Genomic DNA, 22,332 nt, shown 5'->3' on the forward strand with positions numbered 1-22,332 from the left:
TCGGCGGCGAACTCACGTCGGCAAACGTGTGGTTGCGTGGGTGGATGGTCGGGAATCGTTCGGGGTGGATGCGCGGCTAGCGCGTCGTGGCTGCGCGGCTAGCGCTTCGCAGCACCGGATGCGGCGAGCTGGTCCTCGAGGTTGAAGACCTCGGTGAGCAAGGTCGCTGCCTGATCAGGGCGGCCCTCGAGGTCAGCGAAGAAGGGGGCCATTTCGGCTTCCCAGCGGGCCGCGATTTCTGACTGGGCGAGGTAGGCCTGGGCAGCTTCGTCATCCTCGGTTTCGTAGTAGCCGTAGAGGGTGCCCGCTTCCCCGAGGAAGAGCGAGTAGTTGCGACGACCAGCGGCCGCGATTTCGGCGAGCATTTCGGGCCAGACCGGGGTGTGCCTGGCGACGTACTCGTCGACGAGTTCCGGGCGGATCCGGAGCTGGAAGGAGACGCGCTGCATTGGGTGCCTTTCCTTGGGGTTTGGGGTGCGGTGTCACCACCGACATCGCTGTCGCGCCGTGGTTGAATCGCTTCACTAAAACTTGAATTGAATCGTTTCAATTGGCTTGCGATAGAGCGTATGCCCCTCGGCTGCCACTGTCAACAGTCACCACTCAACCTTTCAGGCTTCGAAATTGATTCGTTTCATTTCAGATCACGTAAAGTGCCAGCATGGGGGTGCGAATGCAGGTTTCAGTGCGCGATGTCGCGAACGACGCGGGGGTGTCGGTGGGCACGGTGTCGAATGTGCTCAATCACCCGGCGAAGGTCGCCGCGGCTACGGTCGAGCGGGTACAGCAGTCCATCGAGAAACTCGGGTTCGTGCGCAATGACGCGGCTCGTCAGTTGCGCGCCGGACGCAGTCGCACGATCGGCCTCGTGGTGCTCGACTCCCGCAACCCTTTCTTCACCGAACTCGCTCGTGGCGCCGAAGAACGTGCCATCGAAAATGGCTTGTCAGTGCTCCTTGCGAATAGCGATGAGAAGCAGGCCCGCGAAAACACGCACCTCGCACTATTTGAAGAGCAGCGCGTTACGGGCCTGCTCGTAACCCCGGTCGGCAGCGACCTCAAGCGCCTCCACGCGCTGCGCGATCGCGGCATCCCGGTGGTACTCATGGATCGCCAGTCGGATGACGACGCCTTCCCCTCCGTCGCGGTGGATGACGTGGAAGGTGGCCGCATAGCCGCCCAGCATTTGCTCGACATCGGTCGCCGCCAACTCGCGTTCGTGGGTGGCCCGGTGACGCTGCGCCAGGTTGCCGATCGTCTCGAGGGGGCGCAGAACACGACACTCGAAGCGAAGGCCGCGCTGGAATTTATCGGCACGAGCGCGCTGACCGTGGATGAGGGTCGCCGCGTGGGCTTGCAAATCATTGACCGCTCCCCCGAGCACCGTCCCGACGCCATCTTCGCCGCGAACGACCTCATCGCCCTCGGCATCCTGCAAAGCTTCGTGATGGAAGGTAGCGTCCGCATCCCCGAGGACATCGCCCTCGTCGGCTACGACGACATCGATTTCTCGGCGGCGGCAGCAATTCCGCTCACTTCAGTACGGCAGCCCGCGGCACTCATCGGCGCGACCGCCGTGGACCTTCTGCTTCAGGACCCTGAAGAAGATGACACTTCCCCGAACCACGTCATCTACCAACCCGAACTCGTCGTTCGAGCATCCACGGTGAGGGAGCGTTAGCGCAAAGGCCTGCCGCCAAGCATCCAGATCAAATACACGAAGATTTCAGTCCAGCCCCAGCGTCCCCCGCAACTGCGCGCACGACTCCCGCAGCGGCGCGACCATCGACCCCGGCCAGTCTTCCTTGGCGCGAATCGAGGGCATGGTGATGCTCATCGCGACCGAGAGCCCCAGTTCGCGCGGCGTCGCCACCGTCATGGCAACGCAGCAGCTACCCTCGATGTATTCCTCGTCTTCGATGAAGTAGCCCGCCGAACGCCCGCCGTTCACTTCGGTAATAATCGAGTCGATGGTTGTGAGCGTGTGCGAGGTGTACGGCGTCATCTCAACCCCCGAAAGCCGCTCGCGCACTTCCGCATCATCGAGCGTTGCCAGCAGCGCCTTGCCGATACCGGTTGCGTGCGCCGGCAACCGCATCCCGACACTGGATGCGAGCCGCATGGGGTTGGGCGAGGGGCTGATCTCGACGTAGACGTTTTCCGCGCCGTCAAGAATTGCCAGCTGCACGGTCTCGCCGGTGACCTTGGTGAGCGCCTTCATGATCGGCGGCGCCACGTCGCTCAACACTCGGTGCCCGTCGTAGCGCTGACCGACCTCCCATGCCTTCAGACCAAGTGAGTAGGTCTTGTCGCGAGCACTAAATTCAAGCCAGCCGGTAGCCTCCAGCGTGCCAAGCAGCCCGTGGGCGCTGGATCGGGGCAGCCCCAATGCATCCAGGACCTCCTGGAAGGTCATCGGTCCGCTTTTCGCGAGCAGCTCGACGACTTCGAGCGCACGAGCTGCCGACTTCACGAGATTCGGCGCCGCAGGTTTCGATGTCATGAACGCTCCTCCCGAGACCATTGCCCCTGGCAAGCAAGTGTGGCACACTATCGGATGTTCACAGTTGCGAACTGTAGTTCACATACTTGAATTTACAGAGTTCACCATCAACGGAGATGCAATCCATGTCAACTAACACGGTCGAGTCACAAGCTGACCTCAAGCGAGTTGTTAGCCGCGTCACCAAGCGGCTCATTCCCATCCTGCTGCTCATGTACATCCTCGCGTTCCTTGACCGGTCGAACCTCGGGTTCGCGAAGGACGCCTGGCAGGCTGACACTGGTATTTCGGACGCTGCCTACGCGCTCGGTGCGGGTATCTTCTTCATCGGCTACGCCGTCTTCGAGGTACCAAGCAACCTGATGATGCAGAGGGTCGGCGCCAAGATCTGGCTCGCCCGCATCATGGTTTCCTGGGGCATCGTCTCATCCCTCATGATGTTCGCCACGAATGAGTGGCTCTTCTACGGCCTCCGAGTATTGCTGGGCATCACCGAAGCCGGCTTCTTCCCCGGCGTGATCCTCTTCCTCACCTACTGGATTCCACTGGACTACCGAGCCCGAGTCAACGGCCTGTTCTACTTCGGCGCTCCCCTGGCGTTCATTTTCGGTGGCCCACTTTCGGGTCTGCTGCTGGACCTTGACGGTCTGGGTGGGATGCACGGCTGGCAGATCATGTTCCTCGTCACCGGCATCGTCACGGTGATCGTCGGTATCATCGCGTTCTACTACCTCGACAACGGTCCGAAGACCGCGAAGTGGATCGGTGAGAAGGACCGCGAGATTCTGCTGTCCGCACTGTCACTCGAAGAAACAAGTAAGGAGTCGCATTCGCCGCGCGGTGCGTGGAAGGCGCTCTTCAGCCCGGCGGTGCTCTACTTCTCGGCCGCGTTCCTCACCATCCAGATGAGCGTGTACGGCATCACTTTCTACCTTCCGACCCAGATTGCGGAAATCGTCGGCAAACCGGTCGGCTTCGAGGTGGGTCTGCTCACCTCGGTTCCCTGGATCTGCGCGCTGATCGCCACCTTCTTGCTTACCCGTCTGGCCGACAGCACGGGCCAGCGTCGTCTGATTGCAACTTGCGCGTTAGCAGCAGCCGGTCTCGGCATCGTCCTCTCGGGTGTCATTGAAAACCCGATCCTGGCGCTCGCCGCTATGTGCCTCGGCGCCGCAGGCTTCATCTCGGTGCAGCCGGTGTTCTGGACGCTCCCGACCTCGTTCCTCACGGGTGCGGCCGCCGCAAGTGGTATCGCGCTGATCAACTCCATCGGTAACCTCGGCGGCTTCCTCGCCCCGATCGCCAAGAACGCCGCGGAAGAGTCCTTCGGCCCATCCGCCGGTCTCATCCTGCTCGCGATCATCGCGTTCATCGGTGCAGCCCTAATCGCCGCAAGCCGTTACGTCAACAAGATCCTCCGCGCCACCGATGGCACGAAGGCGCTCGACACCTTCGCCGTCGAGGTCCACAACAACCCGACGGAAAAAGCGCAGAACCCGAACAACACCGAGTTCTCCAAATAACCAGCCACCTCCCCAGCGAGAGAAAAAGGAAGTGAACGCATGCGCGAGCTAGTGCTTGCAGAAATTGGGCGGCTCGAAGTCCGCGAGCGCGAGACGCCTACCCCCGGGCCCGGCGAGGTCCTGATCCGTATCGTTGCCACCGGCATTTGCGGCTCCGATATCCACGGGTACACCGGCGAGAACGGTCGCCGCTTTCCCGGCCAGGTTATGGGTCACGAATCCAGCGGGTACATTGCGGCAGTCGGCGAGGGTGTCGCCGACTCGCTGCAGGTCGACGCTCCCGTCACCTTCAACCCGGTTGTAATCCCGGCCGAGGATGCTGAGGCGTACGCCGGTCGCGAGCAGCACCACCCGAAGAAGGTCGTCATCGGCGTTGAGCCGAGCGTTCCCGCTTCTTTCGCTGACTATGTGCTCATCCCCGCGCAGAACGTGGTGCCGCTACCCGATTCGCTGCCCGTCGAGCTCGGCGCGCTCATTGAGCCGCTCGCCGTGGCCGTGCACGCGGTCCGCCGCGTAATGAACGCGGATGTCAAGCGAGTGCTCGTGATCGGTGGCGGCCCGATCGGCCAATCGGTGGTGCTCGCGCTGCGCGACGCGGGAGTCGAAGACATTCTCGTCAGCGAGGTCGATCAGGCTCGCCGCGACCTGATCGCTGGGCTCGGTGCCAAGCCGATCGATCCGACGCAGGGCTCGGTCGCCGAGCAGGTCGCCGCCGAGGGTGGTCTGGTCGACGTCGCAATCGACGCCGTTGGCATCACCCCGACGATTCAGGATGCGCTGTCGAGCACCCTGCTCGGTGGCAGTGTCTGCCTGGTCGGGATGGGCTCCCCCAATGTTGACCTCAAGGCCTTCGCGGTAAGCACCGAGGAGCGCTCGCTCGTCGGCAGCTTCACATACGCGGCAAAGGACTTCGAATACGCTGCCGGAATCATCGGTAAGGATGCAGAGCGTTACCGTCTGCTCGTCAGCGCCGAAGTGCCGGTGGCCGAGGCTGACGCCGCATTCAAGTCGCTGGCCAACGGCTCGGCGACCCCAGGAAAAGTACTTGTCCGGTTCGACGACGAAAGTGAGGGCTAACGCTCATGAGCGGAACGCCAACCATTAAAGAGGTCCGCGCGTACACGGTGCGCGGCGGCGGTGCCGACTACCACGACCAGGGCGCCAACCATTGGATCGACGACCACATCGCCACCCCGATGTCGGTGTACCCCGAATATCGCCAGTCGCGACAGAGCTTCGGCATCAATGTGCTCGGGACGCTCGTTGTCGAGATTGAGGCCAGTGACGGTACGGTCGGTTTCTCGGTGACCACCGCGGGTGAGATCGGCGCGTTCATTGTCGAGAAGCACCTGGCACGGTTCCTCGAAGGTCGGAAGGTCACCGACATCGAGCGCATCTGGGATCAGATGTACAAGTCGACTGTGTACTACGGTCGCCGCGGTGTCGTCCTCAACGCGATCTCGGGTGTCGACCTGGCGCTCTATGACCTGCTCGGTCGCATCCGCCAGGTGCCGGTCTTCGAACTCCTCGGTGGACCGGTTCGGGATGAGTTGCAGTTCTACGCCACCGGTGCCCGTCCCGATAAGGCAAAGGAACTCGGTTTCATTGGTGGGAAGATGCCGCTCCACCACGGCCCCGCCGAGGGCGATGAGGGGCTGAAGAAGAACATCGAGATGCTCGCGGACATGCGAGCGAAGGTCGGCGATGACTTCTGGCTGATGTACGACTGCTGGATGGCGCTCGATGTCGAGTACGCGACGCGTCTCGCGCACGAAGCCAGCGAATACAACCTGAAGTGGCTTGAAGAGGCGCTGATTCCGGATGACTACTGGGGCTACGCCGAGCTGCGCAATCGCGCGCCGAAGAACATGCTTATCACCACCGGTGAGCATGAGGCGACTCGTTGGGGCTTCCGCCAGTTGCTCGAGACCGGCGTCGACATCATTCAGCCCGATGTGGGTTGGTGCGGCGGCATCACCGAGCTCATCAAAATTTCGGCGCTGGCGGATGCACACGGTGCGATGGTGATCCCGCACGGTTCCTCGGTGTACTCGTACCACTTCGTGGTTACCCGCACGAATAGCCCCTTCGCTGAGTTCCTTATGATGCATCCGGCTGCCGAGGAAGTCGTCCCGATGTTCTCGCCGATGCTCGTTGGCGAGCCGGTTCCCGAAAACGGTCGACTCAAGGTTCCCGAGACGCCGGGCTTCGGCGTTGAACTCTCCCCCGACCTCGACAAGCACCGTCCCTACACCCACTAGCCAGGAAGCAAGACTCAATCATGGAAATTCTCCGACTTGGCGAGATTGGCCAAGAACAGCCTGTTGCAAAGCATGAGGGCAAGTACTACGACCTTCGCAGCCTCACGGACGACATCGACGGCGCGTTCCTCGCCGCTGACGGTATCGCCAAGGTCCGCCAGGCCATCGTTGAAGGGGCGCTGCCCGAAATCGAGAACGCTGAGTCCTTGCGTGTCGGTGCGCCGATCGCCCGTCCCGCGGCGGTGCTCTGTATTGGTCAGAACTACGCCGCGCACGCGGCCGAGTCGGGCGACCAGCCACCGTCGGTGCCGATTCTGTTCCACAAGCACCCCAACACCGTGGTCGGCCCCTTCGAAGATGTACTCATCCCACCGGGAGCGGAAAAGGTCGACTGGGAGGTCGAGCTCGGTGTCGTGATCGGTAAGCGTGCCCGCTACCTCGCTTCCCCGGCGGATGCGCTGGACTACGTCGCTGGCTACGTCATCTCGAATGATGTTTCGGAGCGGGCTTTCCAGCTCGATGTGTCGGGCGGACAGTGGTCAAAGGGCAAGAATGCGGAGACCTTCAACCCGGTCGGCCCCGCGCTGGTCCCGGGCGATGAGGTGGACCCGCAGAACCTTCGCCTGTGGTCAAAGGTGAATGGCGAGCCGCGCCAGGATTCGAATACTGCGGACATGATCTTCAGCGTGGCCGAGATCATTCACCACCTCTCGCAGTACATGGTGCTCGAGCCCGGTGATCTCATCAACACCGGCACCCCGCAGGGCGTCGCGCTCTCGGGGCGATTCCCCTACCTCTCCGCAGGCGATGTGATGGAGATCGGTATCGAGGGTCTCGGCCTGCAGCGTCAGACCCTCGCTCCGGCTGTCGTGTAGGCAGCCGCGGTCTCACCCGAATTTGGGCCTCACTGTTCCTTGCAGTGGGGCCCAAGTTCGTTTTGCCGGGGCCCTCAAATCGATTAGCGGCCTCGAGGTGTCGAGACATCCTGCGCCTCTTGCAACAAGCTCATAGTGCCAATAGAGTTGAGAGACTGTGCTTCGATAGCACAGTAGGAAATTTCCTCGTTCAGAAATTATGCCTAAGGTGGGGCCATGAGCAATTTGATGCAGCCACAGCCCGTGTCACGACGCGCTCAACGGCTCATCGCTGCCAGGGGTAACGACGGTCTAACCGATTCCGAACGCGACCGGCTTGCGTCGCAGCACATGGCCAGTGTAGGTCGTAAGACTTTTACACCAAGTGAGCGGGCGGCTAGAGCTCGGATCCTAGCCCGGCGTGGGCGAGCCTAGTCGGACCGAGACTCCCTCTAGTGCGGACTACAACGCATTCCAATCGTTCGTATGCACTGACCCTCCAAATCGGGAGTTTGATCGGCATCGAGGTTTACATCACCCGAGAATCTGGGAGCTAGAGACACAGTCTGCAATCCGGAATTACCGTTTTCCGATCCAGTCGGGGGACCTGGCGATCGCGATCTTTGACGAAAAGCGGAACCTCACTGGTGCTTGTCTGGCTACAAGAACTGAGGACAACGACCACCTCATCCAAGCAATCGCAGTCAAGCTCGAATGTCGCAACTCTGGCATTGGAAGCGAGCTACTCGGAAGGATGCTGAAAGAGACCTCTAACCATCAAGATTCATCTGGCCTAGTGGTTGCGAGGATTCATCGCGAAAATGAGCCGAGTCAGCAATTATTCACGAGATTTGGCTTTATTCCCGATGGCTACGACCAGGCAGAACCTCAATACACACTTTGGTGGCTAGATCGTTTCCAAGCCCCATAGGTCCGCCTGAGAATCGTTCCCCGTCCCGCGAAAATGAATGGCGCGAGGATTCGAAGTGACCTTCACCTCGACGGTTCTCCAAAAAGGTGTCAACTTCGCGCCCTTCTTGCGGATTCGCCAGGCTATTCTCGCGGATTCGCCAGGCAGTTCTCGCGGATTCGCCACGATCTCATCGAGAGTTCGCGACATAGCTACGAGCGACCACTACCGCTCAGTCCCCCACGCTCCCCGCTAGTGCGTTAGCAGAAAGAACAGTTAGCCAACGCATCCGCCCTCGATTGAGTCGGCATCGCCGCCAGCCATCTTGTTCACGCGGCCCAAGGGTTGATCAACTCGATGCCCGTACCTTCGAAGTCACTTGTGTTTCGTGTCGCACATATGGCGCCGTTCGCGCGACAAATCGCCGCGATCTGCGCGTCGGCGGTATGGATCGGCCGTCCGTCACGTTCCCGCGCGACGAGCACTGCGGCGTATTGCTCAGCAGCCGACTCATCAAACGGCAAGATCGCCCGAGTGTCACGGTATGGTTCAAGTGCCATGTTGATCCGCGCAGCGAGCGTCGATCGGCGCTTCCCGTCAGGGAGACGCGCCACCCCCGCCAGCAGCTCGGCGAGGGTGACGGATGTGATTGCGACATCATCCTGGAGACCCTCGATCCATGCAACGACTCGGAGGTCAGGTTCCGGCCGGAAGATCTCGGAAATCACGTTCGTGTCGAGGACGATCATCCGAACTCCACCGCTCGTGCATCATCGACTCGATCAGGAATCGGCAAGGTCTCGGTGCCGCCAACCTCCTGCGCCGCACGCAAGAGTGCGATGCCAATGTGGGGCTGCTGCGTGGCCTGGGTGAGAATGTCGCGCACCTCGGCCTCCATCGAACGACCATGCTCCTTTGCCTGAGCAGCAAGTCGCTTCTTCACGAAGTCGTCAAGCCCGCGAACAATGATTGATGCCATCTGGACCACCTCCTAGTTGATATCACTAATGATATCGCGGGTTAATCATTTCCAATAGACCACGTCTTACTTCGCACGTGAACATGCATGAATTGTTTGGGCCTCTCGTCGTGGGGACACCACTCCCCTCTCCATGAGTTGGCGAATGCAGCGCATCCCTACCGAACAATCCTCCGCATGAACTGCGCGAGAAACTCCAGCAGCAGCACGACAAAAACAATAAGCAGCAGGATGTACGTGACGACATCGAAATCGAGCACGCGTCGCGCGTTCAGCAGGTAGAACCCGATGCCGCCGGCACCGACGATGCCGAGGAGCGTGGCCGACCTGAAGTTCACGTCGAGTTGATAGAAGACGTGCGCGACGATGGCCGGTGCCGCCTGCCGCAGCGTTGCCCCGAAGAACACCTGGGTCCGGTTCGCGCCGGATGCACGGAGCGCCTCTTGCACTCGAGTGTCGGTGTCTTCAAGGGAGTCAGCGACGAGTTTTGACAGCAATCCCACCGCGCCAATCGCGAGCGCCAGCGTACCGGCCAACGCTCCTAGGCCGGAGATGATGACAAAGATAATCGCCAGGATGAGCTCCGGGATACCGCGGGTCACCACGACGACCGTGCGGAAAAACCGCACCACGTGGGGGTTGCCGGTGACGTTCTGCGCCGCAAGGATCCCGACCGGAAGCGCGAGGATCAGCCCAAGCAGGGCCGCCGCGAGCGCGATCTGCAGCGTCACGAGCAGTTCTGCCCACAGCCGCGGGGCAATCCCACCGTCACTCGGCGGCCAGAATTGTCCGACCACGTGCGGCAGCTCGCCGAAGCTCGTGACCAACCGCAGCCAGTTCGCATCCGCCGCGAGGAAGGCGACCGCGATCAGCGCGACGGTCAGCCCCGCGTAAATCGTGTTCGAGACCCGCGTCGCATCCCAGGGTGGGGTTGTGCGCGTACCGAGCGTGACTCGCGAAGCTGATAGCGGCTGCCCCGCGGGCGCGACTCGGAACCGCTCGCGCATCTTCTTCGCCGCCCACAGCACGCCGAATCGTGCCGGCTCTTGCTTCTTCCCAAGCACTTTGCCGCGAAGATACCCGGAAAGCACTTCGGTGGCGATGCACAGCAACAGCACGATGACGGCGATCGCCATGCCTCGGTCGTAGTCGCGTATGCTCAGCGCGCTCGAGAGTTCCATCCCGATACCGCTCACGCCGACCCAGCCGAGTACGACCGAGGCTCTGAGGTTGATATCGAAGCGGTGCAGGCCGGTCGCGATCATCGCTGGCACGATGCCCGGCAGCGTGGCTCCAAAGATTTGTTGGATGCGCGAGGCACCCGTGGCTTCAAGCGCTGCTCGCGGGCCGTCGTCGGCATCCTCGATCGCATCCGCGTACATCTTGCCGACCATGCCGACCGAGTGGAAGGCGAGCGCGAGCACACCGCCGAGCGCGCCGAAGCCGAACAGTCGCATGAAGAAGATGGCGAATACGAGTTCGGGGATGGCTCGCATCACCACGATGAATCCGCGTGCCACCGTGCGCACAGCGGGCGATTTGGATGTGGGTTTAGCACCGAAGAGCGCTGCCGCCGTCGAGATCACTACCGACAGTAGGGTTGCGACAGCGACAATCGCGAGCGTCTGCCCCGTCATCACGAGCGTCTCACCGAGCGACGGGAAATCGAGCGGGAACACGAGCCCAAAGAATCGAACCGCGTTGTCCCAGCTCTGCGCGATCGTCGAGAGGTTAATGTCCAGGTCAATGATCGACCACACCGCCGCCACGACAAACGCCAGGAAGAAACCGGCGCCGACCACCGTCCGCCACGAAGCCTTCGCGATGGTCTGCGGAGCCGGGGAGGGAACCTGCCTCACCGGCGTCGGTTCCAGCAACACGTTGGTCACAGCGCTCGCTCACTCTCGGCGTCCTCGCGCCCCGAGACGGTCGCGTAGATTTCGAGTGCCTGTTCATGCGAAATATCCGCCGCATCCGCATCCAGCACCACCCGACCGCCGCGCAGCCCGATGATGCGGTCGCCCCATTCGCGGGCGAGTTCGACCTGGTGCAGGCTGCAGACCACTGTGAGGCCGTCTTCCCTTGCAATCCCGGAAATGAGCCGCATCACTTGATGCGCTGACTTTGGGTCGAGGGATGCGACCGGTTCGTCGGCCAGCAGCACCTTCGGTTTCTGCATGAGTGCCCGGGCGACCGCAACCCGCTGTTGCTGACCGCCCGAGAGGTTCTCGGCGCGTTGGAAGCGCTGGTCGGCAAGGCCTACCCGCTCCAACTGTTCGAGGGCACGCTCCCGGATGCGCTTGGGGTACATCATCAGGCCGATTCGCGGGCCCCTGAGCTCTCCCAGCGCACCGGTGCACACGTTCTCGAGTGCCGACATCGAGTTCACGAGGTGAAACTGCTGAAACACCATGCCGATTTGTCGGCGCAGGTCCTGCAGCCTATGACCCCGCGCGGTGCCGATTGCTTCGCCAAGTACACTGACCTCGCCATCAGTGGGCGTGTGCAACCCATTGATAAGGCGCAGGGTCGTGGACTTGCCCGAACCGGAAAGACCCAGCAACACGGTGAAGCTTCCCGGCGTGATGTCGAAGCTCACGTCTTCGAGGGCGTGGATGCCCTTGCCAAAGGATTTCGTCGCGCCCCGGAACCGCACGTGCGGTTCCGGGGCAACGCCGGTCAGCTCACGCTCGGCCGATGCCAGAGGTTCCATGACCGATTGATGTAGAACTGTCATGTGCTCGTACTACTCGTTGCAAGCCTCGGCCTGCGTGATTTCGCATACCTCGCGGAGGCCGTCGTAGGTTGAGTCGTCGACCGGCACGTAGCCGTAGTTGGTTTCTGGCATGCGTTCGATGCATTCTTCGACGTCGGTGCAGTAGCCCGCCTCAACGAGCGCATCCGCGTTCATGAGGTTTTCGAATAGCGTGCGTAGCTGCTCCTGGGTCTCTGGGTCGATCGTGTTGGTGTTCATGAACACCGGCGAGGCCGCGATCATGGGCGATTCCCAGATGATCTTGTAGTCGTCTTCCGAAAGGTCGCCCTGCGCGGGCATCAGGTTGGTGACCATCGCGTCGTAGGCAAATGCGATCTCGCACTCCCCTTCGAGCAGCTGCAAGACGGAGGCGTCGTGTGCGCCCGCGAAGATCGGGTCGATGTCGGTTTCGGGGTCAATGCCAACATCAAGGAGTCCCGCCGAGGGGTACAGGTAGCCCGAAGTCGAACCCTGTTCCACGAAGCAGACCGACTTGTCGGCAGCCTGCGACAGGTCGGTAATGTCCGAGTCGGCGCGAACAAGCGCAAACGACTGGTACCCGGCTGGTTCGTCCTTCTCGTAGACGGCCCCGCCGATGGCTTCCACGGTTGCGCCCGCGTTGACGGAGCGGACGTAGGTGAACGGCGAACCGATGGCGATGTCGGCCTGGTCGGCGACGAGCGCCTCGATCACGGCCGTGTAGTCGGTGGACTGGACGAGTTCGGTCTGCATCCCGGTCTCGGCTTCTACGACCTCGCGGAAGAGCTCAAACTTCTGCTCAAGCATGGTGGCGTCTTCCGAGGGAACGGCGGCGATGGTCAGCACTTGGCTGGATGCTGTGGCGTCGGCGTTGTCTGCGGCGGAACCCGCGTTACTCGCGCAACCGGTCAGCGCGAGCGCAGCGATGGCAAGCGTGGCAAGAATAGGACTACGGTTCTTCACAATGAAATTCCTCACGTGCGAGTAAAAGAAGAAGCGAGCTATCAATAGCTCTGGCGCAGAATCACGCGTTAGCAGCCACTCCAGGTCGTGGCGTTGAACGGTCGGGCGACGGTAGGTGAACCCGAAGCAAACTGCGGGTGTCCGCGGTCGGATTCGCGGGACTTGTGTGCGCAGCTGTCTAGGTCAGCGGCCAGAACTGCGGATGCGCCGAAGTTCCGAATCGAATTCGAGTTCGGCAAACGAGCCGATCCGGAGGTCGGAATCGAGTGCTATCCGTGGGTCGGCATTGACGCCGACCACCACACAGCCCGCAGCTTTCGCGGCGGCAACGCCGACGGGCGAGTCGTCGAAGGCGAGTGTCTGGGCACCTCGCGAATCGACGCTTTGCCGCGCCGCCAAATAGAGGTCGGGAGCGGGCTTACCTGCCGGGACGTCATCGATGGTGAACACTCCCTGAAACGCATCCGCAAGCCCGGTCGCGGCAAGCATCAGCTGCACATCCCGGCGACTACCGTTCGAGGCCACCACGAGGGGCAGCCAGGGCCGCAGCCTGGCAACGAAGTTCGCCGCGGCAACGATCGGCGCCGTGATTCCGGCGATCTCGCGCCGGTAGTTTTCGTCAAGTTCCTGCAGTAGCTCGTGCTGCCGAAGCTTCAGGTCATCGCGGTCGGTGCAGATGAGTTCAATCGCTTGTTCGAGTGTCACCCCGCGGAATCGTTCGGCTCCCCCGGCGTCGTTGCCGTGCTGCGTGAGAAATTGCTCGATGGTGCGCAGCCAGCGACTTTCGGAGTCCACCAGGACTCCATCGAAATCGAAGATGGCCGCTGTTGCGGGGCCGCCTTGCGGCAGCAGGTCGGATGCTTGGGTCAATATCGACATTGGGATATAGCTTTCGAGGTCTCGGGTGGATGCGGAAGGGCCGGTGGGCGATTCATCCGCACACCGGCCTTCTGCGTCTATTTGTCGATTAGTTGTGTGCGTCGAGGCGTCGGCGCAGCAGTGCGATCGTCACGCCACCGGCGAGCAACACGACGGAGAGCACAGCCAGGAGCCCGAGCTCGGTGGCACCGGTGGCGGCAAGGCCCTGCTCGCCACTTTCCTTGGCAGTGGAATCGCTCGAGCCACCAGTCGCGTCCGAACCAGACCCATCCGCGCCAGCCCCGTCCGAGCCAGACCCGGCGCTTGCGGCACCGTCAGCATCCGAACTGGTCCCCGGGGTCGCGTCAGCATCCGTGCCGTTACCCGGAGTCTCGTCCTGCCCAGAGTCGCCGTCGTCCGCTGAGTCGGTGTCGTCCGCCGGCTCGGTTTCATCAGTCGGCTCCGGGTCGGGAGTCGACGGTGTTTCGTCCTCGCCCGGGGTCGGTGCCGGTGCAACGTCACCGTCAAATTCCGTGAGTGGGTTCGGGATGGTGATCTCCCGAACCTGTTCTCCCGTGAAGAAGTCGTAGAGCTTCACAACGGAGCGGTCGGCGTACACCTCAATGGTGCTGCCGTAGTTGACGTCGCCGGTGGTGAACTCTGTTACGTCCTGGGTGTTTTCACCGCGGGCATCCCAGCCGACGTGCATTGCGACGGTGTTGATGTTCCAGAAGCCGTCGGGGTGTCCGTCATCGGTACGGCGCTGCATCGCCCAGTCGCCCTGTTCAGCCGGGTAGTGGGTGTGGCCAGAGAAGAGGATGGCGTTCGGGTAGTTTCCGAGCACGTTCGTCAGGCGCTCGTTCATCATGTGGTGGTTCGAGTACCAGGGCAGCCAGCTTGCCGACACGGTGTTCCCGAGTGGGAAGTGCGACATGACGATGACCTGCTTGTCCTGGTCGCTCCAGAATGCGAGGCGCTCTTCGAGGAATTCGACCTGTGCGTCGCTCATCGCGACATCGCTTGGTCCGCCAAATTCTTGTCCCAGCACGATAACCGGTACTTCGCCGCCCTCTCCCTCGAGCACATATTCGCCCCAGACACGGTCGCGGTCGGCGAATTCGAGGAAGCGATCGTGGTTCTGCCCGAAGCCGCCGGTGTAGTAGCGCTCGTGGTTTCCAATTGCGGCAACCGTGACGTCTGGACGGATCTGCGCGGTGTTGTCCATGACCTCGTAGATCTCTTGCCATTCGGCTGGTGCGCCGGTGTTGACAATGTCGCCAACCATCAGGAGTGCGGACGGGTCTGCCGCATTTTCGGCCAGCCAGTTGAGGCCGCTCTCGAGGTCGTGCGGGTGTCCCTGGATGTCGGAGACAACCCAGGCGTTCGTGGTCGCGCCCTCGGTCTCGTTTTGTACCTGGTGGACGGCCACCGAGTCGATACCCCAGTAGTAGCCATCCGCGTCACCGATGAAGGTCCACGAGAATTCGACGCTTTCTGCATCCGTCGGCACGTCGAGCACGAGGCTCTGGTTGCCGTTCATTTGCAGTGCGTCGTAGTCGTTCTCTACGGATTCGCTGTCGAGACGCAGGATCTCGGTCGTTTCTCCGCCGTCGAAGGATGCTTCCACGACGCCCGACTGGCCGTCGGTGCCTCGGTAGTGGCTGTCGAAGGTCAGGCGTACCTGGTTGAGTCCCTCGACGTCGACTGCAGCCGAGGTGAGCGTGGATTCGAAGTCGCCACCGAACTGGCCCGCATCCGCAACGAAGAATTCCGCGTGCGAACGTCCGAAGCGGTCGCGCATATTGTCAACCGATGCGCTCCATTCGCTACGAGTCGTTGTGACCCAACCGGCGTACTCGCCCTCTGCCTCGTTCGAGTCAATCGACCATCCTTCGGGCAGTGCTCCCCCATCGAATGATTCGCGTGCGATCACACCGTCAGTTGCGGTCGAGGTCGACAACGGGCTGCTGGTAACTGGTGCATTCGGGTCACCTGGCTGCGGCGCAGCTGGGTCGTCGATGATCGGCTGCGCGTGGGCGACGCTCGCTGGTGCCAACAGGCTTCCGGTTGCGAGGAGTGCCGCAACGCCGACCGTTCCGATCATTGCCCGATGAGGCGACCTTCGTCTAGTGGTTTGTGCCTCAACTGTTTGAGTCATGAATTTTGGTCCTTTCGAACTTGGGTGAGCCACGCTCGGGACCGATTAAGGTGACCGTGACCAAAGCACGAATGAACACAGGTTGAATGGAATGCCAACTCGCGGCGGTGAACCGCGACCTCGCGCAACAATTGCGCGCAGTTGTCCACTCGGGTCGGCCGTCGGCCAACTCGACACCGAAACTTTACGGAGCTGTGGTCAGCTGGCTAAACGTCAAAGTTCGGCATAGCGGGAGATTAATGGCCAGCCAGGTAGAAGTTGCGCGTGACATCGCCAGACGAATCACCGACGGCGAGTTCAAGTTCGGGACACCATTGCCATCGGAGCTCGAGTTCGCCGCCCATTACGAGTGTTCGCGCGGGACGATCCGTGCCGCGCTCATATCTCTCGAAGCACGCGGCGCGGTTGTTCCGAAGCAGGGTAGCGGCTGGCTCGTCCACAGCAGCCTGCAAAATCACGACATCAACGACCTGCGCTCGTTCGCGCAGTGGGCACAGAAGAAAGGAATGCTCCCGAGCGGCCGCGTAGTCGAGGCTCGCGCGCAGCGTGCCACCGCCGTCCATGCCCGCGCGCTGCGAGTGGCGGTCGGCAGCCAGGTGCTCATGGTGAAGCGGCTACGCGGCCTCGACGATCGCGTTGTGATGCTCGAACGCAGTGTCTACCCCGATTGGATGCTTCCCATCATCGAGGAGATTCCAGATGACGAGCCCTCTGTCGTGAAGGTGTTGGAGGAGCGATACCAGCTGTTTGCGGTGCATTCGGAACATTCCATCGACGCAGTTTCTGCTTCCAAAGAAGACGCCGAGCTGCTCGGCGTCCGGCGCACGAGTCCGTTACTTCGAGTGAAGCGATCAACCTTTATCCGAGACGGGCGTGCCCTGGAATTCAGCGAAGACAGGTACGTACCGGGCACGATCCAGTTCCAGGTTTCTTCGTCACGCCACCAGGATGCGATCCAACGTACCGCACCGTAGGCCGCGGAATTCGAAAGCTCCCAGTTCTTGATAGCTTTCGGCAGATCCGTCGGGATTTACATGGGGTTTATGTAAGGGTCGCGCACGATCTTCTCTTGGATCAGGTACGCGTCGAAAGCCCTACTCGGTACACGAGGTTCCGCCTGCGATGTACGCTCGCGAGAGCATCATCCAACGAGATGAGTTCTCCATAAATGAGTTGTTGTGCCGCGACGTATCCCTCTTCGATTGCAGCACGAGCGGGGTGATCTCGATCGAACGCAGGGCTCGACGCGTAACCGTCTGCGGGACGGCTCGTCATAGAGAAGCCCGCGGCAACGCTCTGCTGATCGATATCGTCGATGAGGTTCTGCTTCGCAATTGGATCGATCGCGTCAAGATCGTCCGGGTGTTCCCGGAGCCGCTCGCTCATGCCGCCATCAGATCAGTGACGAGCCGGTCGAAGCTCTCCCGGACGGTGACGTTTCGTTCCCCGCCAACGGCAGCACGGAGAGCGTCTTCTCGTACTTCGCCTCTTTTCAGAGCGCCGCGAACGCGATCAACCAGCGCACCCCAGCCCGATTCGACATACACGTCAGGAGCACGAAGCAACTCGAGAAGAGCGATCTCCTTCGGGTTGAGCTTTGCACGCTCCCTATTCCGTCGGGCATGCTGCGTGACCCCCGCGATCGGATCCGTTGTCCAGAGCGTTGCGACATGGAAGGACTGGGGCACCTGGGTTGTCACACCCCACTCACGGGCAGCGGAGTAGCCAGCTGGGCCACTGCCCATTTCCCCGAGCACCTCCCGGGCAATCTCTTCCACGCGGGGACGAGTCATGCCGTACCGCGTCTTCACGCCCCGGTAATACAGGCCACGACGAATAGGAAGAAGCTCACCGTTCCGCGCAGCGCGAGACGCAGCCTGCCGCGCCGCGGTCGCAGTACCCGGCAGCTGGTTTACGTGCACGAAGGAGCGTACCGGGGCACTCCGAATCACAGCCGCTGGGGTCATCACGCTCATGTCACGAAAGTTTACCGGGAACGTGACATCAGGACAAGATGCACACAGAGCGGCTCAGGTGCGCGCCTAAGCCCTAACCTCCCACTCCTCCGCAGCCACACCCGCACCATCCCCATACGTCCCATAAGCCCCATACGAATACGCCCCAAACGCAGCACTATCCGGCCCCTTCACCGGCAGCTTCGTCGCGACGACCCCCAACAACCGCCCATCCGCAGCCTCAATCGCGTCCACGCACCCCTGCAGCTCCTGCCGGTGCGTCGACCCGGCGGCCACGGTCACCAGCAGCCCACTCGCAAACCGCGCCAGCACCGTAGCATCGGTCACCGGCAGCACCGGCGGCGCATCCACGATCACGTAATCGGCTTGCGCAGAAAGCGCCTCGAGCACCTGCTGCATCGCGCGCGAACCCAAAAGCTCGCTCGGGTTCGGCGGGATCTGCCCGGAGGGCAGCACCGCGAGCCGGCCGCGGCCCCAGGGCTGCAGCACATCCGACAGCTCCGCACGACCCACCAGCACATCGGTCAGCCCGACCGAGCCTTCTACACCCATGTACTCCGCCAGCCGGGGCTTGCGCAGGTCCGCATCGACCAGCGCCACCGTGAACCCGGTCTGCGCCAACGCCAGCGCCAGGTTCGCCGAGGTCGTCGACTTCCCCTCCCCCGGACCAGCACTGGTCACCACAAAAATCTGCGAGGAAGAGTCCGGGTCCAGAAACTGCACATTCGTGCGCAGCGCCCGAAATGCCTCCGCACCCGGGCTCCGCGGCTGCGCCTGCACCACCAGCGGCTGCCGACGCAGCTCCTCGTCGAACGCGATCCCGCCCAGCACCGGCGCATCCACAATCTGCCGAATGTCGCTCAGCGACCGAATCCGCGTGTCCAACATGTGCCGCAGCAGCGCCGCTCCGAACCCCAGTATGAGCCCCAGCACGGCACCCAGCAGGATGTTCATGCGCACGTTCGGGCTCGACGGCGCGTCAGCGACAATGGCCGGGTTAATCAGGTTCAGGTCCACCGGGCTCTCGCCATCGGTATCGGCGATTTCGATGACGTCCTCAACGACGGCCGCGAGCTCCTCCCCCGTCACGTTCGCAAGCTCGGCAGCGCGCTCGGCAGAACTATCGGTGGCGGTGATCGCGATCAGCACGGTGTCGTTCGGGGTGCTCGCCGAAAGCTTCGGCCGCAGCTCGTCCACGGTCGCATCCAGCGAGAGCCGCTCGATCACGCGGTCCAACACGAGGGCGCTCGTCGCCACATCCACATAGCTCACGACCGATTGCCGGGCGAAGTTCGTGCCCTGCAGCAGGTCCCCCGTCGCCGCGTTCTCGGGCGTTCGGACCGTCACATAAAGTTCAGCCGTGGATTCATACTTCGCCGGAGTCAACGCCGAAATCCCGGCCCCGACACCCGTACCCAAAACAGCTAACACGAAAATCAGCACCCAGTTCTTGCGGACAATGCGGATGTAGTCGTGCAGTTCCAAGTAATGACCTCAATCGCTCAACGAGGCGCCACTCATCTCACACCCCGCGCAGCAAACTTACCGAGATTATGCACAGTTTCCAAAGTAATCCTGCTATAGATTCGCGGCACGGCACCGCCTTGCTTCGAGAGCAAGCAATCCGGATGCACAACCCAAGAAATTGCGCGTCTCACCACTGATTCCGCCGCAATTCCACACGTAATGGATCTTCGTGACAACACATCGATCTCGGCCAGGCACACCAGTCGGCCCAGTCCGATCGCCCGCGGCAGAAGCCTCTTCGGGTGTAACCTTCCCCGCGGTCATGAAGCAGACAACGGTGACGCTCCAGGCCACACCCAACTGCTAAGTTCGAACCGTGCGTGTCTTACTTACCGGCGGTGCCGGCTATATCGGTTCCCATGTCGCAGTCACCCTCCTCGAAGCGGGCCACGAGGTCGTCGTTTTAGACAACTTCTCGAACAGTCACCCAGCCGTGATCGAGCGTATCGCGCAGATCACCGGCAAGCAGGTTTCGCTGATCGAGGCAAATCTTGCCGATAAGGCAGAGGCAGAACAGGCTCTCCAGAACGTCGATTTCGAGGCCGCGATCCACTTCGCCGGTCTCAAGGCTGTCGGTGAATCTGTCGAACAGCCCACCCGCTACTATCGCGAAAATCTTTCTGCCACACTCAATCTTCTCGACATTCTCAAGGCGAAGGATGTTCGAAAGCTCATTTTCAGCTCTTCCGCGACGGTCTATGGCGAGCCTGAGGATGCTTCAGTTGGCCTCGACGAGAACCACCAGGTCGGTGTGGGCATCACCAATCCCTACGGTTGGTCGAAGGCCATGAGTGAGCAGATCATTACGGATGCGCAGACCGCCTGGCCAGAATTGCAAGCGACGATCTTGCGTTATTTCAATCCGGTTGGGGCCCATGCTTCGGGCCTCATCGGTGAGGATCCGTTCGGGATCCCGAATAACCTGATGCCGTTTGTCTCGCAGGTTGCGATCGGCCGCCGAGAGAAGCTGTACGTGTTTGGTGACAGCTACCCCACTCCGGATGGCACGGGGATCCGCGATTATATTCACGTGGTCGATCTCGCGGCGGGTCATATGGCTGCGCTCGAGCATTCGACTCCCGGGGTGAGCGTGTACAACCTCGGGTCGGGTACGGGCCACAGTGTGCTTGAGGTCGTCGCTGCTTATGCGGAGGCGAGCGGCCAGGCTGTGCCGTATGTGATTGCCGAGCCGCGTGCCGGGGACTTGGCGAAGCTGGTTGCGAACCCGTCGAAGGCGAATCGGGAGCTGCGGTGGCAGACCCGGCTGACGCTGGCGGATGCTTGCCGCGATTCCTGGCGTTGGCAGTCGCAAAACCCGGATGGGTTTGGCGCAGGTAGTTCGCCCGAAGCTTAAGCAGCTTCATGCTTCCAAGCTGAAATGGGTCCGATCGCAATTTGCGTTCGGACCCATTTCTGCAGGATGCGGCTCACCGTAGTGGGCGGCTCATCCCTTACTTTGATTCAGCGGTTTTTGCTTTCTTGGCCGTGGCCTTCGCAATGGCACCCTTATCGGGCACGACTTCGTCGCCATACACGCCATACGATTCCCCATAGGAATAGGCACCGTATGCGTTGCTATCTGGCCCCTTCGTGGGCAGCATCGTCGCAACAATTCCGAGAAGCTTCCCCTCAGCGGCATCAATGGCATCAACGGCACTCGCCAACTGTTGGCGCTTGGTCGATCCGGCAGCCACGGTGAGGATGATGCCGTTCGCAAATCGAGAGATCACGGTGGCGTCCGTCACCGGCAGTACCGGCGGGCTGTCGATGATCACGTAGTCGACGTTCTCGCCCAGGTTCGCGATGACCTCTTGCATGGCGCGCGAGCCCAGCAGCTCACTCGGGTTTGGTGGGATGCGCCCGGCGGGCAGCACGGCAAGTCGCCCGCGGCCCCATGGCTGCAAGACGTCCGTGAGTTCAGCTTTCCCGATCAGCACATCGGTGAGGCCGACGCTACCTTCAATACCCATGTACTCGGCAACTTTTGGCTTGCGAAGATCAGCGTCGACGAGCGCAACGCTAAATCCTGTTTGTGCGAGCGCAATGGCGAGGTTCGTCGAGGTCGTCGATTTACCCTCTGCGGGGGATGCACTGGTCAGCACAAACACCTGCGAGGTTGAGTCGGGGTCGAGGAACTGCACGTTGGTGCGCAGCGCTCGGAATGCTTCGGCGAGTGGGCTCCGGGGCTTCGCTTGAACAATGAGTGGTTGCTTGCGGAAATCCGAATCGTAGGCAATGCCACCAATAACCGGGGCCTCCACCAATGCTCGGATGTCATGCAGTGAGCGGATGCGAGTGTCAAGGATGTGTCGCAGCAGTGCCAGTCCGAACCCAATCATCAGCCCAAGCACAGTGCCCAGGGCGATATTCAGTTTCGTATTCGGGCTGACTGGATTCTCGGCAACGGTGGCCGGGTTGATCACGCTCAGTTGCACGCGACTTTGGCCGTCGGAATCCGCGAGTTCAATGACGTCTTCAATAACGGTGGTGAGATCTTCACCAACCGCGTCCGCAAGCTCGGCGGCGTGCTGTGGGTCAACGTCGGTGGCGGTGATCTTGATCAGTACCGTCCCCTCGGGCGCGGTAACGGAAAGTTTTGATTCGAGTTCGCTTGCGGTGTTATCGAGGTCGAGTCGGTCAATCACCCGGTCGAGCACGAGTGCACTCGTGGCGACGTCGACATAACTCACGACCGATTGACGTGCGAAGTTAGTGCCCTGCAGCAGGTCACCCGTGGCCGCGCCTTCTTGAGCCCGCACCGTGACATACAGCTCAGCCGTCGAGCTGTACTTGGGCGACGTCACTAAAGAAACAGCGCCGCCAATACCGGCACCGACCAACGTCAAGAGCAGGATAAGAATCCAATTCTTGCGGAGGATGCGGAGATAATCTTGCAGTTCCAATCAAGAACCTTCCGTCACCAAAAAGCGGACCCGAAGAGGGTTAACACCAAATCTCAAACTTACTGGCAAGTTTCGCCCGAAACAAAGCAAAGTTATGAATCAATCAAACTTAAGAACGAATCTGCACGGTCGCCAAACTTGTTCGACGCTCGCACTGTTATAGCGTTGTGGCCCTGAAACCAC

General features: G+C 61.5%; 21 protein-coding genes. 8 read left to right on the plus strand and 13 right to left on the minus strand.

Going from position 1 to position 22,332, the window contains the following annotated elements; translation table 11 throughout:
• Window positions 1-98: 98 nt before the first annotated feature.
• Complete coding sequence (locus F8O05_RS12115; RefSeq protein ID WP_158053006.1) at window positions 99-449, minus strand: L-rhamnose mutarotase; 351 nt, start codon at window positions 447-449, stop codon at window positions 99-101.
• Between the two features lie 224 nt (window positions 450-673).
• Between F8O05_RS12115 and F8O05_RS12120 the strand changes: the two genes are divergently transcribed.
• Window positions 674-1,681 (plus strand): LacI family DNA-binding transcriptional regulator, encoded by a 1,008-nt coding sequence (locus tag F8O05_RS12120; protein WP_158053044.1) that lies wholly within the window; start codon window positions 674-676, stop codon window positions 1,679-1,681.
• Window positions 1,682-1,726: 45 nt separating this feature from the next.
• On the opposite strand, the gene F8O05_RS12125 is transcribed toward F8O05_RS12120, so the two are convergent.
• On the minus strand, window positions 1,727-2,503 hold the full coding sequence (locus F8O05_RS12125; protein WP_158053007.1) for an IclR family transcriptional regulator: 777 nt from the start codon (window positions 2,501-2,503) through the stop codon (window positions 1,727-1,729).
• A 125-nt stretch (window positions 2,504-2,628) separates the two neighbouring features.
• Between F8O05_RS12125 and F8O05_RS12130 the strand changes: the two genes are divergently transcribed.
• From F8O05_RS12130 to F8O05_RS15350, 5 genes are all read left to right on the plus strand, one after another.
• Window positions 2,629-4,026: an MFS transporter gene (locus tag F8O05_RS12130; RefSeq protein WP_158053008.1), complete on the plus strand. Its 1,398-nt coding sequence runs from the start codon at window positions 2,629-2,631 to the stop codon at window positions 4,024-4,026.
• Between the two features lie 39 nt (window positions 4,027-4,065).
• Complete coding sequence (locus F8O05_RS12135; protein WP_158053009.1) at window positions 4,066-5,103, plus strand: zinc-dependent alcohol dehydrogenase; 1,038 nt, start codon at window positions 4,066-4,068, stop codon at window positions 5,101-5,103.
• Between the two features lie 5 nt (window positions 5,104-5,108).
• Window positions 5,109-6,287 (plus strand): L-rhamnonate dehydratase, encoded by a 1,179-nt coding sequence (gene rhmD / locus F8O05_RS12140; RefSeq protein ID WP_158053010.1) that lies wholly within the window; start codon window positions 5,109-5,111, stop codon window positions 6,285-6,287.
• A gap of 20 nt (window positions 6,288-6,307) precedes the next feature.
• A complete protein-coding gene (locus tag F8O05_RS12145) occupies window positions 6,308-7,162 on the plus strand; it encodes a fumarylacetoacetate hydrolase family protein (protein ID WP_158053011.1) in 855 nt (284 codons plus the stop codon).
• Between the two features lie 400 nt (window positions 7,163-7,562).
• Window positions 7,563-8,072: a GNAT family N-acetyltransferase gene (locus F8O05_RS15350; RefSeq protein WP_158053012.1), complete on the plus strand. Its 510-nt coding sequence runs from the start codon at window positions 7,563-7,565 to the stop codon at window positions 8,070-8,072.
• 308 nt (window positions 8,073-8,380) lie between these two features.
• Here F8O05_RS15350 and F8O05_RS12155 read toward each other — a convergent pair whose 3' ends face one another.
• From F8O05_RS12155 to F8O05_RS12185, 7 genes are all read right to left on the minus strand, one after another.
• Entirely contained in the window at window positions 8,381-8,800 is a 420-nt protein-coding gene (locus F8O05_RS12155) for a type II toxin-antitoxin system VapC family toxin (RefSeq protein WP_158053013.1), read from the minus strand.
• On the minus strand, window positions 8,797-9,030 hold the full coding sequence (locus F8O05_RS12160; RefSeq protein ID WP_158053014.1) for a FitA-like ribbon-helix-helix domain-containing protein: 234 nt from the start codon (window positions 9,028-9,030) through the stop codon (window positions 8,797-8,799). The genes F8O05_RS12155 and F8O05_RS12160 overlap by 4 nt, the downstream gene beginning before the upstream one ends.
• Before the next feature lie 158 nt (window positions 9,031-9,188).
• Window positions 9,189-10,919, minus strand: coding sequence for a phosphonate ABC transporter, permease protein PhnE (gene phnE / locus F8O05_RS12165; RefSeq protein WP_225735893.1), 1,731 nt, complete (start codon window positions 10,917-10,919; stop codon window positions 9,189-9,191).
• Complete coding sequence (gene phnC, locus F8O05_RS12170) at window positions 10,916-11,743, minus strand: phosphonate ABC transporter ATP-binding protein (RefSeq protein WP_158053015.1); 828 nt, start codon at window positions 11,741-11,743, stop codon at window positions 10,916-10,918. Before phnC ends, phnE begins: the two co-directional genes overlap by 4 nt.
• Before the next feature lie 33 nt (window positions 11,744-11,776).
• Entirely contained in the window at window positions 11,777-12,727 is a 951-nt protein-coding gene (locus tag F8O05_RS12175; protein WP_192497173.1) for a phosphate/phosphite/phosphonate ABC transporter substrate-binding protein, read from the minus strand.
• A 183-nt stretch (window positions 12,728-12,910) separates the two neighbouring features.
• Window positions 12,911-13,606, minus strand: coding sequence for an HAD family hydrolase (locus F8O05_RS12180; protein ID WP_158053017.1), 696 nt, complete (start codon window positions 13,604-13,606; stop codon window positions 12,911-12,913).
• A gap of 88 nt (window positions 13,607-13,694) precedes the next feature.
• Entirely contained in the window at window positions 13,695-15,689 is a 1,995-nt protein-coding gene (locus F8O05_RS12185) for a metallophosphoesterase (protein WP_192497174.1), read from the minus strand.
• A 293-nt stretch (window positions 15,690-15,982) separates the two neighbouring features.
• Here F8O05_RS12185 and F8O05_RS12190 point away from each other — a divergent pair, with 293 nt between their 5' ends.
• Entirely contained in the window at window positions 15,983-16,717 is a 735-nt protein-coding gene (locus tag F8O05_RS12190) for a GntR family transcriptional regulator (protein WP_158053019.1), read from the plus strand.
• Window positions 16,718-16,817: 100 nt separating this feature from the next.
• Here F8O05_RS12190 and F8O05_RS12195 read toward each other — a convergent pair whose 3' ends face one another.
• From F8O05_RS12195 to F8O05_RS12205, 3 genes are all read right to left on the minus strand, one after another.
• Window positions 16,818-17,129 (minus strand): hypothetical protein, encoded by a 312-nt coding sequence (locus F8O05_RS12195; RefSeq protein ID WP_158053020.1) that lies wholly within the window; start codon window positions 17,127-17,129, stop codon window positions 16,818-16,820.
• Window positions 17,126-17,719 (minus strand): hypothetical protein, encoded by a 594-nt coding sequence (locus tag F8O05_RS12200; protein WP_158053021.1) that lies wholly within the window; start codon window positions 17,717-17,719, stop codon window positions 17,126-17,128. The genes F8O05_RS12195 and F8O05_RS12200 overlap by 4 nt, the downstream gene beginning before the upstream one ends.
• Before the next feature lie 66 nt (window positions 17,720-17,785).
• A complete protein-coding gene (locus tag F8O05_RS12205) occupies window positions 17,786-19,204 on the minus strand; it encodes a polysaccharide biosynthesis tyrosine autokinase (RefSeq protein ID WP_158053022.1) in 1,419 nt (472 codons plus the stop codon).
• Window positions 19,205-19,562: 358 nt separating this feature from the next.
• Between F8O05_RS12205 and galE the strand changes: the two genes are divergently transcribed.
• Entirely contained in the window at window positions 19,563-20,600 is a 1,038-nt protein-coding gene (galE, locus tag F8O05_RS12210; protein WP_158053023.1) for a UDP-glucose 4-epimerase GalE, read from the plus strand.
• Between the two features lie 97 nt (window positions 20,601-20,697).
• Here the strand turns inward: galE and F8O05_RS12215 are convergent, their stop codons facing one another.
• Window positions 20,698-22,149 (minus strand): polysaccharide biosynthesis tyrosine autokinase, encoded by a 1,452-nt coding sequence (locus tag F8O05_RS12215; RefSeq protein ID WP_158053024.1) that lies wholly within the window; start codon window positions 22,147-22,149, stop codon window positions 20,698-20,700.
• Window positions 22,150-22,332 lie beyond the last annotated feature (183 nt).

Origin of the sequence: Gulosibacter chungangensis (assembly GCF_008831155.1) — a bacterium.
GTDB lineage: Bacteria > Actinomycetota > Actinomycetes > Actinomycetales > Microbacteriaceae > Gulosibacter > Gulosibacter chungangensis.